Here is a 15,206-nt window from a genome sequence, read left to right on the forward strand (position 1 = left end):
ACAATAAATATTTTTTTAATTACTTATTGTTTTTCTTTAATATAACTACAGACATTGAATACTTATCTTTTTTAAGAATTTCCTCAGGAGTAGCTACTGTAAGTATTTCATTTTCATAAGACAAGTTTTCACCTACATACATAGTATAGTCTTTTCCTTCTTCTATAATTTTTTGTGCAATTTCCCTAGGTCCTATTTTTGAATCCGTTAACATAGCAACCTTATTATGTTTAAATATAAAATCAAAATCTGCATCTCTTCCATGACTACTTGTAATAAATACATCATTCATATCTACTTTAAAGGCAGAAAAAGCATACTGAACCGAACTTATAGCAGGTATTATCTCTATTTCTGCATAGTCGGATAATTCTCTTAAAATATATTTACCTATTCCATAAAGAGATGGATCTCCTGAGGCAATTACAGCTATTTCTTTATTTATATTTTCCAAAATATATTTTTTCATTTTTTCTAAATCCGCGTCTATATAGAATCTTTTAGCTGTATTATTTTCAATATCTTCTAGATTTCTTTTAGCAGCAATTAATATATCTGCTTTTTCTAGTATTTCATCAACTTTCAGTGTCCTAAGTCCTATACTTCCAGGACCTATACCAAGTACATATATCATATTTATTTCCCTACTCTCAATCTATAAAAGTTTACCTATATTATATATTTTTGCTTCCTTGTCCCAACAGTTCTCCACACATAGAAAACATATATACTTCTATCCCTATATCTTCTTTTCCATCTCTCAAATATTTCCATGCCCTATTTGCAGCCTTTTGAGCTAGTATATCGAATACTGCTTCCATTTTATACTCTTTAATTATATCAACCATAGCATCTGTTGTTAAACAGCTTTCTATTTTAATAAGCATTTCTTTACTAGCTCCCATTAATGCAAGATTAGCTATCATAATTTCAACTCTTGCATCAGCTATCCTGCTATGTGTGTTGCTTATTCCTGCTGATAATTTTATAAGCTTTCCTATATGACCTGCAATGGTAATTTTTTTAAATTTCATTCTCTTGCATTCCATAAGCATATAACCTATAAAATTACTCATTTTTACAATACTATTAGGGTCTGTTTGAAATATATTTACCATTTTTTCATATCCTATATTCCCAGGAACTAGTATTATTTCTTTCTTTCCTTCTTCTCTTTTTATAGATAGCTCAGCTGAAAGTGCTTTTTTCCAACCTTCATCACTCATTGGTTCTACTATTCCGCTACTTCCTATAATAGATATTCCACCTTCTATTCCCAAGTTGGAATTAAAGGTATTTTTAGCTATTTTTTCTCCTTCAGGTGCATAAATCGTTACTAATAATTTTTTACCTTTTAAAAATTCTTCAATGTCTATATCAGCATCTTCTACTACTTTTTCAACCTCATAACTTATCATATCCAATGGAATAGGGTTAATTGCAGGTCTTCCTACTTCAACACTAAGTCCTTTTTTCGTAACTTTTCCTATACCCTTAGCTGATGTAACTTCCATATAATCAAGTTTCTTTGCAGCACAAAATTGGGGAATATTCTCCTCTGAGATTATTTCCACTTTAGAAAAAATATCCATCTCATGTGTAGCATCTATATCGTCACCACCATCTTTTTTCACAGAACACACTGCATAATCTTCTCCTATTTGAACATTATCTACAGCCATCTTCAAATCAATTCCCTTTGGAGTAGATATCTCTATTGTATCCAAAGTATTCTTTAATAAGAGCATGGCAAGGGCTGCCTTAGTAGCAGCCGCTGCACATGATCCTGTTGTATATCCTCTTTTGTACTTTTTCCCATCTACATATACATATTCTTCCATAAATATAGTTTTACCTGCTTTCTATTTAAAAACCAGTTCTGCCAAAGTTGCTGACTTTACTTCTTCAGCTGCCTTTTCTCCTGCAACATACTTTATTATTTCATATGCAAATAAAGGTGCTGTTGCTGGGCCTCTTGAAGTAATCACATTCTCATACTTCACCACAGGCTCCTCAAGAAACTTCTTAAAATTCATTTCACTTTCTAAACCAGGATATATTGTACCCTCTATTTTTTCTGCGATCTTAGCTTCTTCTAAAACCATTGGACTTGCACAAATTGACGCAATAAGTTTCTTATCATTGTAAAACTCTTTTATTATATCTATAACCTTGCTATTTTCCTTTAACATCTTTGTTCCAGGCATTCCACCAGGAGTTACTAATCCCATATAGTCTGTTAGTGCAATATCCTCTAACTTTTTGTCCGCTTTTATAACTATCTTATGATCTCCTATTGTATTTATATCCCCAGTAATAGATACCATATCTATTTCTACTCCTGCTCTTCTACAAAAATCAACTACAGTCAGTGCCTCAATCTCTTCATAACCATTTCCCAATAAAATCATTAACTTTCTCATATTGAAACCTCCTACTTTATATTTTAATATATATTTTATAGCCTATTTTAACTTTATGTTTTTAACTTACATTACTTGTCAAAAATATTAATACTATAGATTCTTACTTTATAATATATCACTATATTCTAAATTCTATCTAAAATAATAATATAATATTGCATTTATTATCGCTGCTGCAAGATTGCTTCCTCCTTTTCTTCCAACAGATACAATATTCTCTATATCAGACTTTCTAAGTTCCTCTTTAGAATCTGCAGCACCTACAAAACCTACTGGTACACCTATTATTGCCTTTGCATTAAGTTTTCCCTTATTATGTAATTCTATAGCCTTATAAACGGCAGTTGGAGCGTTTCCAAATACAAATATTTTTTCCCCTTCTTTTTCTGCAGCTATTTCTACTGCTGCCATAGATCTTGTAATTTCCTTTTCCTTTGCTAAATCTGCTACTTTGGGATCTGCCACCAAACAGCTATAGCTACAACCTATCTTATCTAAAAGTCTTTTGTTTATACCACTAAGAGCCATGTTTGTATCAGTATAAATTGAAGCTTTGTTATTTAATCCTTCTACAATGTTTTCAACGGCCTTATCAGATATTTTTAAAATATCAAGATACTCAAAATCTGCTGTCGTATGAATCGCTCTTTTTATTATCATTTCATCAATTTCATTTTTAAACTCATGTCCAGGTCTTATTCTATCTATTTCTTCTTGTATAATTTCAAAACTTCTACTTTCTATAGATCCTGGATTTTTAATGTAATTCATATTTTATTTCTCCTTTCTAAGTCCGCCTTTTATTATTTTTCTCACATATCTTTTTTTATAAACATTTGAAATATCGGATTTTTTTATTTCATATAAAATTTTTTCAAGATCTGTTTTCTCATCTATAGCTATTCCTACTACGGTTCCTGTATGGGATATATTGAGAAATCCATAATCATTTTTCCTGGCTATTTCAATAAGTTCTCTTAGATATGGAGTTTCTTTAATCTTTTCATTTGCCAAAGCACTATTTTCACTGGCCTTTCTTATTAGCTCTCTATCTTTATTTTTTACACCTTCAGATAACATCTCGAAAGATTTTTCTGTTATATACTTATTCTCTTTCAATATTTTGTAATACTCTTTTTCTTTTCTTATTTTTACCGTATTTATTCTAGCATCTGGCTCTAAAACCAAAACTTTTTTGTAATCTATATATCCCAAATACTCTCTTTTTTCTCCATTTATAGGGTCAAAAATACAAACTTCTGGAAAAAAAATAGAATCGGTTGGCTCAACTCTTGATACAAGTTTAGATATTTCCTCTGCTGACATATCTTTGTCCAAATAATCAAGAGCCGCTATGATACTTGCACCTATATCAGCTGTTGAGCTTGCCATTCCTTTGCCGACTGGTATAGATGATCTAATACTTAGATTAAGTTTATTAAGCTCTCCTTTATCAATATTAAAATGTTCAAATACATATTCCACTGCCTGCATGGACTTCGATTTTCTATTATAAAATCTACTTTTTCTTTCTTTTTTTTCACTGATCATTGCGCTCGAATACAGATCTACACAGTACGAGCTGATATATTCTTTTTTTCCTATACATCCCTGAACCAACTCTCCACATGTTGCAGGGCAAGATCCATATCCTCTTTTCATACAGAAACGAGGCAACCCCATAAACAGCATCTGCAACTTTTACGCTCAATTGCCAATACCTTATGGTGATTGCCTCTCCCCCTCTCAATTTTCTTTTTATCTGCTCACTTTAAAACTCTTTTCGAAATACTGATATTCCCCTATACATCAAATATTTCACTCAAACTTTCAATTAACAACAAGTTATCTCTATGTCTCTTTACTGCTATTCTAAAGTATTTAGAATTTAGTCCAAGAAAATTACTAGCATCTCTAATTACTATACCATAGTCAAATATTAGTTTTTTCTTTAAATCTCTAGCTGACATACCTACACTATCATCTATTTTAACAAGCATAAAGGCTGAATCCGTCTTAAAAACCTTCAAGTTCGGTATTTCCTCCAGTGATTTTGTTAAAAACTCTCTTTCATCTTTATAAAACTTTCTGCTATATTCACTGAACTTTTTATCCTTTAATAAATCTACACCTAAATGCGATGCTATAGAATTTACAGTCCAAGGTTCTTTTAACTTAAACAATTCATCTACATATGAACTATTTTTTGTTACTAAATATCCAAGTCTTATTCCTGGTAAACCATAGAATTTTGTAATTGCCCTTAACACATATATATTCTGATATGAATAATTAAGCGCAGTATAGTCCTTGTAATCTTCACAGAACTCTATGAAAGTTTCATCTACTACCAACTTTATACAATTTTTTTGACAAAATTCAACAACTTTATCAAGATTTCTCAACTTACCATCTGGATTATTAGGATTACATATAAATAAGGCTTCTATATCCTTATATATATCCATTTCTGGCTTTGTAAAGTCTGGATATTCAAAACCATCTTCAGTCTGAAACATTTGTATCTCAACATGTCTTCTTCCTACAATACTTGCAGCTCTTCTATATTCACTAAAAGTAGGACATATAACTCCTATTTTTCCTTTGATTGTTCTCATTAATAAATAAACTAATTCTGTAGCGCCATTCCCTACACATATATTTTCTTGATTAAAAAAGAAATCACACTTATCATTATCCTCCATAATATGATCTGCAATACTGTTTCTTAATTCAATATACTCAATATCAGGATATCTTCTCAACTCTTCTATATCATCTATTATGTTTATAACAGTATTTTCCGGAGTAAATGGATTTATGTTTGAACTGAAATCAACCAGTTCCCCCTTAAAATGATACTTTCTTCTTATCTTCTCTAAATCTGCTCCATGCTTAAACATTCCACTCACCTCATATTCACTATTAAACTATCTATAATACTTAATCAAATAACTTCCAAATATAATTTAAATTTCTCAAGTATATCTCTAGTGATATCTCTTATTTTAAGTATTTATCTTTTCAATATACAAATCATTATAACATTTAATTCAAAAAAACAAAATGTTTTTATTGAAATTCTAATCTTTTTAAATAATTTATATAAACAATATTTACATAAATTTTTAATAAATTCACTTTCAATTGCTACCATTATTATACAACATTCCTATAATCTTTTATATGTTTTTGTTTATTAAAATTTTCTACTTTAGCATATTTTTTAAGTCAAATTATAATATACTTATCAAAAAATAATATACTATACTAAATAATACTAAAGAGATTGCTGTGGAAGCATAAAGCAGTCTATTGACTCTTATTATGTCTTCAGCTTCTAACGATCTTTTTTTATCACCTATTGTAGGTTTATAAACTTCTTCTCCAAAATATACATTTGTTCCTCCTAGCTGAACACCTAGAGCACCAGCTACTGCAGCTTCTGAATATGCACAATTAGGACTCTTATGATTTTTTCTATCTCTTAATCCTATCTTTAAAGATGACCTATAATCATATCCTGTAACTATTGCAGCCAATCCAAATGTAACTAAAGAAATTCTTGCTGGTATAAAATTAAATACATCGTCAAGTTTTGCCGCAAACATACCTATATCTTTATACTTTTCATTTTTATATCCAATCATTGAATCCATTGTGTTCACTGCCTTATAAATCATCGCCAACACAGGACCACCAACAAAGGCATAGAACATCGGTGCAATAGTTCCATCTACTGTGTTTTCTGCTACGGTTTCAACTGTCGCACGAATAATTTCTTCTCTACTTAATTCTGATGTATCCCTTCCAACAATATAAGAAAGTTGTTTTCTCGATTCCTCTATGCTAGACTTTTTAAGAGAATAGTATATTTTTTCTGCCTCTTTTGCAAGGCACTTTGTTGAAAAAGATGTACAAATTATCGTTGAGGATACTAAAACATATAAAACTTTATTTATATTTGCAAATTCAACTATTAGCGATGATAAAATAAACACTACTAAAACAGTGAGTATCCATATTATAAATCCACCTATTTTTTTATTTATTTTACTTTTTCTTATTGATTTTTCTTCAAATGAAATTAACTTTCCCATATAGATTACTGGGTGGGGAAATCCATATGGATCCCCCACAATTAAATCTATAATATATGCAAGAAATATTATTGTTATTAAAATCATACCTTTATCTACCTAATTCTTTTTTACATTACTTAAAAGATAGCAAACAATGCTTAAATTATTGTAAAAATGTATGTGAAGATATGTTGCAAATGTATTTCTGCTATAATATCCACCACTCCACTCGTCTACTACTTTATCTCCTACGATTTTCTGCATAGTAAATACAGTTTCAACATCTGAGTGGAATTCAGAGCTATGAAATTCATGACCACATATCTGTTGTCCCTTATATGCAATCAAATTATCTTCCTTAGCAGTTGCAACACAGTATCCTAATCTTCTCAATCCCTTTTTCATTTTACTATAGCCTGAAATTGCTCCCACCATACTATATCTTTTGCCATTGAAATCTACCAAGCTATCTCCTAAATACATAAGACCTCCACATTCAGCATAGATTGGAACATCATTTTCATATGCTTTTTTAATTGACTGTCTCATACTTTTATTTGCTTCTAATTCTTTTGCAAACATTTCTGGGAAACCTCCACCGATATATATCAAATCAGCTTCTGGTAGTTCGGAATCTGAAATCGGTGAAAAACTTTTTATTGTAACTCCTATTTCTCTTAATAAATCTATATTGTCTGGGTAATAAAAATTAAAAGCCTTATCATAGGCAATTGCAATTATCTTCCCCCTTGCAAGTTCCCTAACTTCTGGGTCTTCTGAAAACATACTTAATTCAAATGAAGATGTAATATTTTCACTTTCTGCCAGTTCAAAAACTCTATTAATATCTATATATTTTTCCATTTCTCCAGCGATTTTTTCGATTTTATATTCTAAATCTCCAACTTCATCACTTGGCAAAAGTCCTAGATGTCTTGAACTCATTTTCATAATATCTTCTGTAGGTAAATGCCCTAGTACCTCTATACCACAGTACTTCTCTATAGACTCTTTTATAATCTTATAGTGTCTCTCACTATTTATATTGTTTGCAATTACTCCAACTATGTCTATATCCTTATCAATGTGTTTATATCCAAGAACTGATGCCGCAGCAGATGCTCCCATACCCTTAGCATCTATTACCAATATTACTGGTGCCTTCAAAAGCTTCGATATCTTCGCTGTAGAATGCATAGATATATCTGAGCCTAATCCATCATACAAGCCCATTACACCTTCTATTATTGATATGTCCTTGCCGTCTGATGAATTTTTAAAAACATATTTGATTTGCTCGTCATCTAACATATAAGAATCTAAATTTCTAGAGTATTCTCCTGTAACATATCTATGGTACATAGGATCTATATAATCAGGTCCTACTTTAAACGGTTGTACGCTTTTACCAGTATTTTTTAGTGCTCTCATTAGTCCCAGGCTTATCGTGGTCTTTCCTACACCACTAGCTGTACCTGCAATTACTATTTTTTTCATATTATATCTTCCTTTTCTATCTATTTTCTGTATTCTATTTCATAACCATACCCTTTACTTCCGAATTAATTTAATCAATATTTAAAATACTATTATTTACTATTATATCAGTATTTTTTTATTAATTAAGTAACAAAACTGCAATAATTAGTGAATTTTATCAATTTTCTTTAAAAACACACTATTCTTTAAAAGAAAAATATGTTTTATTCTAACTATTAATGGTTTTCACATATTTTTTTAACTAAATATTATTTCATAGAGTTTTCTAATATCTACATTTTCTCTAATAATATTTGCTAATTTATTATATTCTTCCATTTTTAGTTCTTCTAAACTTTTTTCCTCTATTTTAATTTTTTCTAATTTTTTTCTCTTTCTTATATTATTTATAATTCCACTTGTAAACTGTATATTATCAAAAAATCCATGACAATATGTTCCCAAAATATGTCCATCTATTATTTCGTATTTTAACTTTTTTCTATCCTTTTCTGTATTTATATCAGAGTTTTCACTTCTTCCAAGATGCAGTTCATATCCTTTTATAGTGTTTCCCTCTAAATTTTCAAAGTAGCCTTTTTCTGATTTAAACTCACCTTTTACCTGAACAGTAATCTTTTTATCTGAAAAAACAGTGTTCATTTTAATAAATCCAAACCCTTCTTCAAAACCTTTACTTCCATCACTTCCAGATTGATCAAATATTTTTTCTCCCAAAATTTGATATCCTCCACAAATCCCAATTAAAAGCCTTTCTTCAGAAACATATTCTTTGATTTCTACATAAAGACCTGATTCTCTAATATATTTCATATCACTTATTGTGAGTTTACTACCTGGTATTATAAGCATATCTGGCATAAAGTGATTTCCATATTTGTCAAAACTTCCAATTCTTTCTCCTATATCAATATATCTAATATTCACCTTGTCTATATGCTCAAATACCTCAAAGTCTGTATAATTTGACATATGGGGCAATTTTATTATTTCAATGTTTACAAAGTCTTCATCGTATTTAAAAGCTTTTCTATAAAACTTGTTACTTACACCATCTTCCTCATCAATCTTTAAATTAAAATATGGTATTAATCCTATAACTGGTATTTTTATTATATCTTCAAGCATTTTAATCCCCTCTTGAAAATATTCTTTCTTACCACGGAATTTATTTATTATTACAGCTTTTACTCTCTTTTTCTCTTCTTCTTTTAATAGTTCCAAAGTGCCTACTACTGAAGCAAAAACTCCACCTTTATCGATGTCTGCAACAAGTATTACAGGAGCATCTGCAATTTCAGCCATTTTCATATTTGATATATCTAAACTATTGATATTTATCTCTGCCGGACTGCCAGCGCCTTCCATTATCACAGCATCGTGTTTAGCTTCTAATTCAGTAAAAATTTTATCCAAAACTCCTAAAAGTTCTTTTTTATAGTTTTGATATTCTTTTGAATTCATATTTCCTATAGACTTTCCATTTACAATAACCTGTGATATATGATTACCACATGGCTTCAAAAGAACAGGATTCATATAGGCATGCGGCTTTTTTTCACAGGCTTCCGCTTGAAAAACTTGGGCTCTTCCCATTTCTAATCCATCTTCATCTATAAAGGAATTTAGAGACATGTTTTGTGGTTTAAAGGGAACTACATTATACCCGTCTTCAGTAAGAAGTCTACATACCCCTGCTGCTATAATACTTTTTCCAACATTAGAAGCCGTTCCTTGAAACATTACACTAGACATTTTATCTTTCCTTCCTAAGCCTCTTAGTTGTATGTGGTCTCAAAAGACTAAAATCATATGGTACATAGCCCATTGTTTTAACTATTGGGTAGTCTTCCAAAAATTCAACAACTGAAATTGTTGCATTTTCTATTTTTATTTTCCAATGAAGATCATAGCTATCGACTAATAGATATGAGAGAATATTTCTTACCGTTCCCATATGACCACATATCATAACTTCTTCATCTTGACCTGACTCACTGAATATTTTTTTAAAAGCATCTATATTTCTATTATAACATTCTTCTATATTTTCTCCATTTGGGAACCTAAACATAGCCTTTCCCCTCATAAACTCTGCATAGTCTTTTGGATATTTATTTTCTATTTCTTCTAAAGTAAGACCATCAAAATCCCCAAAATTCATTTCATTTAAAGCCTCTATTTTTTTAACTTCTATTTCTTTTTCTTTGGCATATTCATAAATAGTATCCTCTGTTCGTTTTAATTTTGATACATATATTTTATCTACATTTACATTTTTCTTTAAAAATTCACTTAACTCATGTGCTTGCTCTTTGCCTGTTTGACTGAGCTCTGTATCACTATAACCTGAATATCTTTTCAATTCATTATCTTTTGTATGAGCATGCCTTATTAAATATAACTTCTTCATCTACTACTGACTTTCCTTTCCTTTTATTTATAATCTACATAAAATACTCTAATTATATATTTTTAATATCTAAGCTATCCATTGACTGATAATTACAACATATATAATAAAGATTAGTTCAGACATTTCCGTCGAACAACCAAGTATATCTCCTGTTATTCCATCTATTTGCCTATAGACACTCTTTCTAAATAACCTTGAGTATAGAGCTATTAATAATATTGAAAAAGAATAAATTAAAGAAATCTCTATGTTTCTATAATGTAAAAATGATGGAATTGCCACAGATAAAAGCGAAAATATAAATGCAGCAAAAAGATTTTTTTTATCGCATTTTCCTATAAATAACTCTCCCATTCCATTTTTTCTAGCAGAAACAGCTCTATAAGACATTATTACAGGAGCAAATCTAGCTACTGCTGGCATGGAAAATAATGCCCATAAGATATCTTTTTCTATTGCTATATCTACTGCAATAACTTTAAATACTATCAGAAATACTATTGCAAGAATACCATTTGTACCCATAGTTGGATCTTTCATTATTTCCAAGACCCTTTCCTTAGACCTATAGCTAAATAAACCGTCAAAAGTATCTCCAAAACCGTCAATATGAAGTCCACCAGTGATAACTACTTCTTCCATTACAATAATTCCAGCTATTAAAAGATGTATTTTTTCAAATCCTACTATCATTTTTAAAATAAAGGCTGTAATAGTTATAATCAAACCTATAACCATACCTACCATAGGAAAATACATCATTGAACTTCCCATTTCCTCATTATACTTTAAATTTTTACTTACTGTAATTCTTGTTAGAAACTGCAGCAGATTTAAAAATTTATTCATTGATACTTACCCCTTACTATATCTGCTTTTACAGCATCTATCTTATATTTACTAATCGATAATTTCTACTTTATCTTTATTGCTATTCCCGAAACCACTAAATAAGCTTCATTACTTATTGCTGCAAACAGTTGATTGATTTCACCACACAACTGAGAAAAAAATCTAGTTAATCTGTTTTCAGAAATACCACCAAGACCAATTTCATTTGTAACTATAACAAAACTTGTATTTGTTTTTTTTATTTCATCAATAAGCTTTTCAAACTCTTCTTTTACCATTTTTGCCTTCTTATTGGACTCTTTTATGTCTTTTGCATCAAAATCATGTTCTTCATGAAATATAAGATTTGATACCATCATAGTTAAACAATCTAATAAAACAATATCATACTTTTTATCTATTTCTTTAACCACCTTATAGAGATCCTTATATCTTTCTAGGATATCCCAATTTTTTGATGCTCTTTTTTCTAAGTGTTTTCTTTTTTTCTCTTTCATTTCACTATCAAAAGGAACTGAGGTAGCTATATAAAGAGTTTTTTCTTTTTTATTATTACATAGTCTTTCTGCAAAATCACTTTTCCCTGAGCTTATACCACCTGATACAAATATAATTTCTCCCATTTTGATACTCCTATTTTTATTTATAATAAAATTTCATAAACAATTTTTATGTGATTCATATTTATTATTACATGAAAAACTTAAATTATGAGTCTATACCAGGTCCCATAAATTTTCCTATTTCCTCTTCTTCAAATTTTCCCATATTATTATAGGCATAGATAGCAGAATCTATAATATTCATCATAAGAGCCGCACCTGTTCCTTCACCTAATCTCATATCCAAGTTAAGCATAGGCTCTAATTTCAACATATCTAATGCTGCCTGAGATCCTTTTTCCTTTGAAAAATGAGATGGTATTACATAATCTATACTTTTAGGATTTATTCTATATGCAATCAAAGCTGCAGCATATGATATATAACCATCTATTACAACTGGAGTTCTATTAGCAGCACAACCAAGTATTACACCTGTTATACCACCTATTTCAAAACCTCCAACTTTTGAAAGCACCTCTATACCATCTGTAGGATTTGGATTATTTATTTCAATTGACTTTCTTATTATATCTGCTTTATGCTTTATAAGCTCATCTTTTAGACCAGCCCCCATATCAGTTACTTCTTTAGGATCTTTCCCTGTCATTACTGAAATAATAGCCGTTGCAGGAGTAGTATTAGATATTCCCATTTCCCCAACTCCAATTATTTTATATCCATCGACTATACATCTTTCGGCAACTTCTATGCCTATTTCTATTGCTTTAACTGCTTCATTAGCTGTCATTGCAGGGCCAATAGCCATATTACTAGTTCCTTGTCTTATTTTGTAGTCCAGTACTCCATATATTGCTTCTGTACCCATCATTCCTATATCTACTGGTATAATATTTATATTATTAAAAGCTGCAAGTGTAGCTACTGCACACTTTCCATTTGTGAAATTCTCAAATTGCATTCTAGTTATATCTTGTGTCTGTGGTGATACTCCTTCTTCATAAACACCATGATCAGCTGCAAATGCTATTATACATTTTTTAGGACGGTCATCTATCTTATGACTCCCATATACACCTGAAAGCATCGCTGTTATATCTTCCAGTTTACCAAGTGTTCCTTTTGGATGAATTAAGTTATCCCACCTCTTTCTACACTTATCAATGCTTTTTTTATCAAGCGAATATATATTTCTGGATATACTTACTAAAAGATTCATACTCTTTTTTTATATAGCTGCCACCCTATATACTTTATTATAAAGAGGCAACTTCCTCCTTTCCCAATATTTTCTACTTTCATTAGTTATTTTTGTTTTACTTTAAATTCTTCTTTGATTTTTAGCTTCTTTTATTTAGTTTTATTATATATTTTTTCTTGCTATTTTAAAAAGCTAAAGGCATTTTAAATATACAATACCATACTATTTCATTTTACCACATATTGAAAAAAACTCCTAAGCAGATTTTTAATTTCACTATCTGCTAGGAGTTTCTCTTATACTATATATTATTTTCTAACCTATTATTTTTTATTCTTTATTTGACTTTCTATATACTTTATAGCTTCTGGAAGTTGTTCTTTCTCATTTTTCACTTCTATATTAGGCTTTATTCCCTTTTCATTGATATAGTTTCCATTTGGAGTAAAGTACTGTGCTGTAGTAAGCTTATATCCTGTTCCATCTCTTAATTGAACAACACTTTGCACTAGACCTTTTCCATATGTTGTTGTACCTACTGATACACCGGCCTTATTATCTACTATTGCTCCAGTAAGTATTTCCGAAGCTGATGCTGAATGCCCATTAGTAAGTATTGCTATTGGCATATCTACTTTCTGAGAGGCTGTACTCTTTAGATACTCTTTATTTCCCTTATTATCCTTAGTATATACTATTACAGCATCCCCTAAAAGTCTGTCTGCTATTTTTTCTACTACATCAAGGTAACCACCGCCATTATCTCTGACATCTATAATCAAGCCCTTGATATTCTTCTTCTCAAGTGAGCTAAGGGCTTTTTCAAAATCCTTATCAGTTTCTTCTTCAAATCCTATTATTTTTATATAGCCTATATTATTATCTATAACCTTGCTTTCTATAGAATCAAGAACTAGTTTCCTTCTCTCTAATTTCTTATTTAATATCTCTCCGTCTCTAAGGAAAGTTACATCTACTGAAGTCCCTTCTTTTCCTCTCATATTCTTTACAGCTAAATCCATTTCCTGATACGTGTATGACTTACCTGCAACTTTAACAATTAAGTCTCCTGCTTTCACTCCTGCCTTTTTTGCTGGACTGTTTGAAACTACTCTTTCAACCTTTATAGCTCCTGACTTTTTATCTGGAGTCACTACAAGACCAACACCAACATACTTTCCTGATGAAGTCTCAGTAAGCTCCTTCATTTCTTCCTTATTGTAATATGATGAATATACATCATCTAATCCATAGAAGAGCCCCTTACACATTCCTTCTTCTAATTTATCACCGTCTGTTTTTTTATAAAAATCATCTTCTACAACTTCTCTCAATGCCATAAGTTTCTGATATTTTTTATATTCATCTCTTGGAAGAAATCCTACAAATCCAAATTTTGTAAGTACGAAGCTAGTTGCCACTATAGTTACAAGAACTAATGCCACTGCTGCTGCAATTAACTTTTTAAAATTACTTTTTTTTCTAATATCTTTTTCTATATCTTCTTTTTTCTTCATTTTTTTTTCAGCACATTTCCATCTATCTTCTTTTTCAATATTTTCAGATGCTAGACTCTCATCTTTATTTTCTTCTACTGAATTTTCTTTGTTTTGACTTCCATTTATAGAGCCTTCATTTAGCTCCTTATTTTTTTCATCTCTGTCCATATATTAAAATTCCCGATACAATACGGAAATACCTCCTTTCACATAATATATAATACCTTATCATTGTAACATTAATTAATTCATAATAATAAGTATAATTTTCTATTTTTATTTATTACCCTTATTTTATTTTTTTAATTAAAATACCGGCATTCTAATATTAGAATTAAATCTAATTGGCTCTATAATATTTAGTGTTGATGGCAATAAATAATCCATAAACGTCGTAAGACGAAAATGGATAAAATTGCTATCAACACTATTTTTTCAAAAAAAAGATGAACACATACGAAATCCATTGTATAATTTAATCACCACAAAAAAATAAGAAAGGATTAATCATATGTGTTCAAATAATAGTATAACAAAAATTTTAGGAATTAGCGATAAAAATTTAAAAATTATAAGCAGTGACTACAAAAATATAAAAGGTATTAGATATATGGTTATAGATGCTCAAATTACTTATATTCCAAAAGTTTGTACTAAGTGTGGTTGT

The 15,206-nt window shown here is 29.9% G+C and carries 14 protein-coding genes; all 14 read right to left on the reverse strand.

Annotation, left to right across the window (positions count from 1 at the left end; genetic code table 11):
- Positions 1 to 19 precede the first annotated feature (19 nt).
- The 14 genes from cbiE to BMY82_RS04085 all read right to left on the reverse strand — a co-directional run bounded on the left by cbiE (position 20) and on the right by BMY82_RS04085 (position 14,707).
- Positions 20 to 634, reverse strand: coding sequence for a precorrin-6y C5,15-methyltransferase (decarboxylating) subunit CbiE (gene cbiE / locus BMY82_RS04020; protein ID WP_091974915.1), 615 nt, complete (start codon positions 632 to 634; stop codon positions 20 to 22).
- 40 nt (positions 635 to 674) lie between these two features.
- Positions 675 to 1,841, reverse strand: coding sequence for a cobalt-precorrin-5B (C(1))-methyltransferase CbiD (cbiD, locus tag BMY82_RS04025; protein ID WP_091974917.1), 1,167 nt, complete (start codon positions 1,839 to 1,841; stop codon positions 675 to 677).
- A 21-nt stretch (positions 1,842 to 1,862) separates the two neighbouring features.
- On the reverse strand, positions 1,863 to 2,423 hold the full coding sequence (locus BMY82_RS04030; protein WP_091974919.1) for a DJ-1 family glyoxalase III: 561 nt from the start codon (positions 2,421 to 2,423) through the stop codon (positions 1,863 to 1,865).
- A 135-nt stretch (positions 2,424 to 2,558) separates the two neighbouring features.
- Positions 2,559 to 3,197, reverse strand: a complete 639-nt coding sequence (locus tag BMY82_RS04035; protein ID WP_091974921.1) for a cobalt-precorrin-8 methylmutase — start codon at positions 3,195 to 3,197, stop codon at positions 2,559 to 2,561.
- A gap of 3 nt (positions 3,198 to 3,200) precedes the next feature.
- Positions 3,201 to 4,088, reverse strand: coding sequence for a GHMP family kinase ATP-binding protein (locus BMY82_RS04040; protein ID WP_180366726.1), 888 nt, complete (start codon positions 4,086 to 4,088; stop codon positions 3,201 to 3,203).
- Between the two features lie 140 nt (positions 4,089 to 4,228).
- Positions 4,229 to 5,329 carry a pyridoxal phosphate-dependent aminotransferase gene (locus BMY82_RS04045; protein ID WP_091974935.1) on the reverse strand — a complete coding sequence of 367 codons (1,101 nt, stop codon included), beginning with the start codon at positions 5,327 to 5,329 and terminating at the stop codon, positions 4,229 to 4,231.
- Between the two features lie 333 nt (positions 5,330 to 5,662).
- The gene (locus tag BMY82_RS04050; RefSeq protein WP_330386669.1) at positions 5,663 to 6,613 is read right to left on the reverse strand and encodes a cobalamin biosynthesis protein; all 951 of its coding nucleotides are present in this window, start codon (positions 6,611 to 6,613) and stop codon (positions 5,663 to 5,665) included.
- 12 nt (positions 6,614 to 6,625) lie between these two features.
- Positions 6,626 to 8,005, reverse strand: coding sequence for a cobyrinic acid a,c-diamide synthase CobB (locus BMY82_RS04055; protein ID WP_091974937.1), 1,380 nt, complete (start codon positions 8,003 to 8,005; stop codon positions 6,626 to 6,628).
- A gap of 240 nt (positions 8,006 to 8,245) precedes the next feature.
- Positions 8,246 to 9,763, reverse strand: a complete 1,518-nt coding sequence (locus BMY82_RS04060) for a cobyric acid synthase (RefSeq protein ID WP_242938906.1) — start codon at positions 9,761 to 9,763, stop codon at positions 8,246 to 8,248.
- Between the two features lies 1 nt (position 9,764).
- Positions 9,765 to 10,421: a histidine phosphatase family protein gene (locus BMY82_RS04065; protein WP_091974938.1), complete on the reverse strand. Its 657-nt coding sequence runs from the start codon at positions 10,419 to 10,421 to the stop codon at positions 9,765 to 9,767.
- 69 nt (positions 10,422 to 10,490) lie between these two features.
- On the reverse strand, positions 10,491 to 11,273 hold the full coding sequence (cobS, locus tag BMY82_RS04070) for an adenosylcobinamide-GDP ribazoletransferase (protein WP_091974940.1): 783 nt from the start codon (positions 11,271 to 11,273) through the stop codon (positions 10,491 to 10,493).
- Between the two features lie 65 nt (positions 11,274 to 11,338).
- A complete protein-coding gene (cobU, locus tag BMY82_RS04075; RefSeq protein WP_091974951.1) occupies positions 11,339 to 11,899 on the reverse strand; it encodes a bifunctional adenosylcobinamide kinase/adenosylcobinamide-phosphate guanylyltransferase in 561 nt (186 codons plus the stop codon).
- An 85-nt stretch (positions 11,900 to 11,984) separates the two neighbouring features.
- Positions 11,985 to 13,058, reverse strand: coding sequence for a nicotinate-nucleotide--dimethylbenzimidazole phosphoribosyltransferase (gene cobT / locus BMY82_RS04080; RefSeq protein WP_091974954.1), 1,074 nt, complete (start codon positions 13,056 to 13,058; stop codon positions 11,985 to 11,987).
- A 305-nt stretch (positions 13,059 to 13,363) separates the two neighbouring features.
- Complete coding sequence (locus BMY82_RS04085; RefSeq protein ID WP_242938907.1) at positions 13,364 to 14,707, reverse strand: S41 family peptidase; 1,344 nt, start codon at positions 14,705 to 14,707, stop codon at positions 13,364 to 13,366.
- Between the last annotated feature and the right edge of the window lie 499 nt (positions 14,708 to 15,206).

It is taken from the genome of Peptostreptococcus russellii, assembly GCF_900110295.1.
Taxonomy (GTDB): domain Bacteria; phylum Bacillota; class Clostridia; order Peptostreptococcales; family Peptostreptococcaceae; genus Peptostreptococcus; species Peptostreptococcus russellii_A.

Excerpts from the sequence above, each read along its gene's own strand:
- BMY82_RS04050 (WP_330386669.1), bottom strand. The coding sequence starts at position 6,613 with ATGATTTTAATAACAATAATATTTCTTGCATATATTATAGATTTAATT.
- cbiD (WP_091974917.1), bottom strand. The coding sequence starts at position 1,841 with ATGGAAGAATATGTATATGTAGATGGGAAAAAGTACAAAAGAGGATAT.
- BMY82_RS04085 (WP_242938907.1), bottom strand. The coding sequence starts at position 14,707 with ATGGACAGAGATGAAAAAAATAAGGAGCTAAATGAAGGCTCTATAAAT.
- cobT (WP_091974954.1), bottom strand. The coding sequence starts at position 13,058 with ATGAATCTTTTAGTAAGTATATCCAGAAATATATATTCGCTTGATAAA.
- BMY82_RS04055 (WP_091974937.1), bottom strand. The coding sequence starts at position 8,005 with ATGAAAAAAATAGTAATTGCAGGTACAGCTAGTGGTGTAGGAAAGACC.
- BMY82_RS04030 (WP_091974919.1), bottom strand. The coding sequence starts at position 2,423 with ATGAGAAAGTTAATGATTTTATTGGGAAATGGTTATGAAGAGATTGAG.
- BMY82_RS04045 (WP_091974935.1), bottom strand. The coding sequence starts at position 5,329 with ATGTTTAAGCATGGAGCAGATTTAGAGAAGATAAGAAGAAAGTATCAT.
- cbiE (WP_091974915.1), bottom strand. The coding sequence starts at position 634 with ATGATATATGTACTTGGTATAGGTCCTGGAAGTATAGGACTTAGGACA.
- BMY82_RS04065 (WP_091974938.1), bottom strand. The coding sequence starts at position 10,421 with ATGAAGAAGTTATATTTAATAAGGCATGCTCATACAAAAGATAATGAA.
- cobS (WP_091974940.1), bottom strand. The coding sequence starts at position 11,273 with ATGAATAAATTTTTAAATCTGCTGCAGTTTCTAACAAGAATTACAGTA.
- BMY82_RS04035 (WP_091974921.1), bottom strand. The coding sequence starts at position 3,197 with ATGAATTACATTAAAAATCCAGGATCTATAGAAAGTAGAAGTTTTGAA.
- cobU (WP_091974951.1), bottom strand. The coding sequence starts at position 11,899 with ATGGGAGAAATTATATTTGTATCAGGTGGTATAAGCTCAGGGAAAAGT.
- BMY82_RS04040 (WP_180366726.1), bottom strand. The coding sequence starts at position 4,088 with ATGAAAAGAGGATATGGATCTTGCCCTGCAACATGTGGAGAGTTGGTT.
- BMY82_RS04060 (WP_242938906.1), bottom strand. The coding sequence starts at position 9,763 with ATGTCTAGTGTAATGTTTCAAGGAACGGCTTCTAATGTTGGAAAAAGT.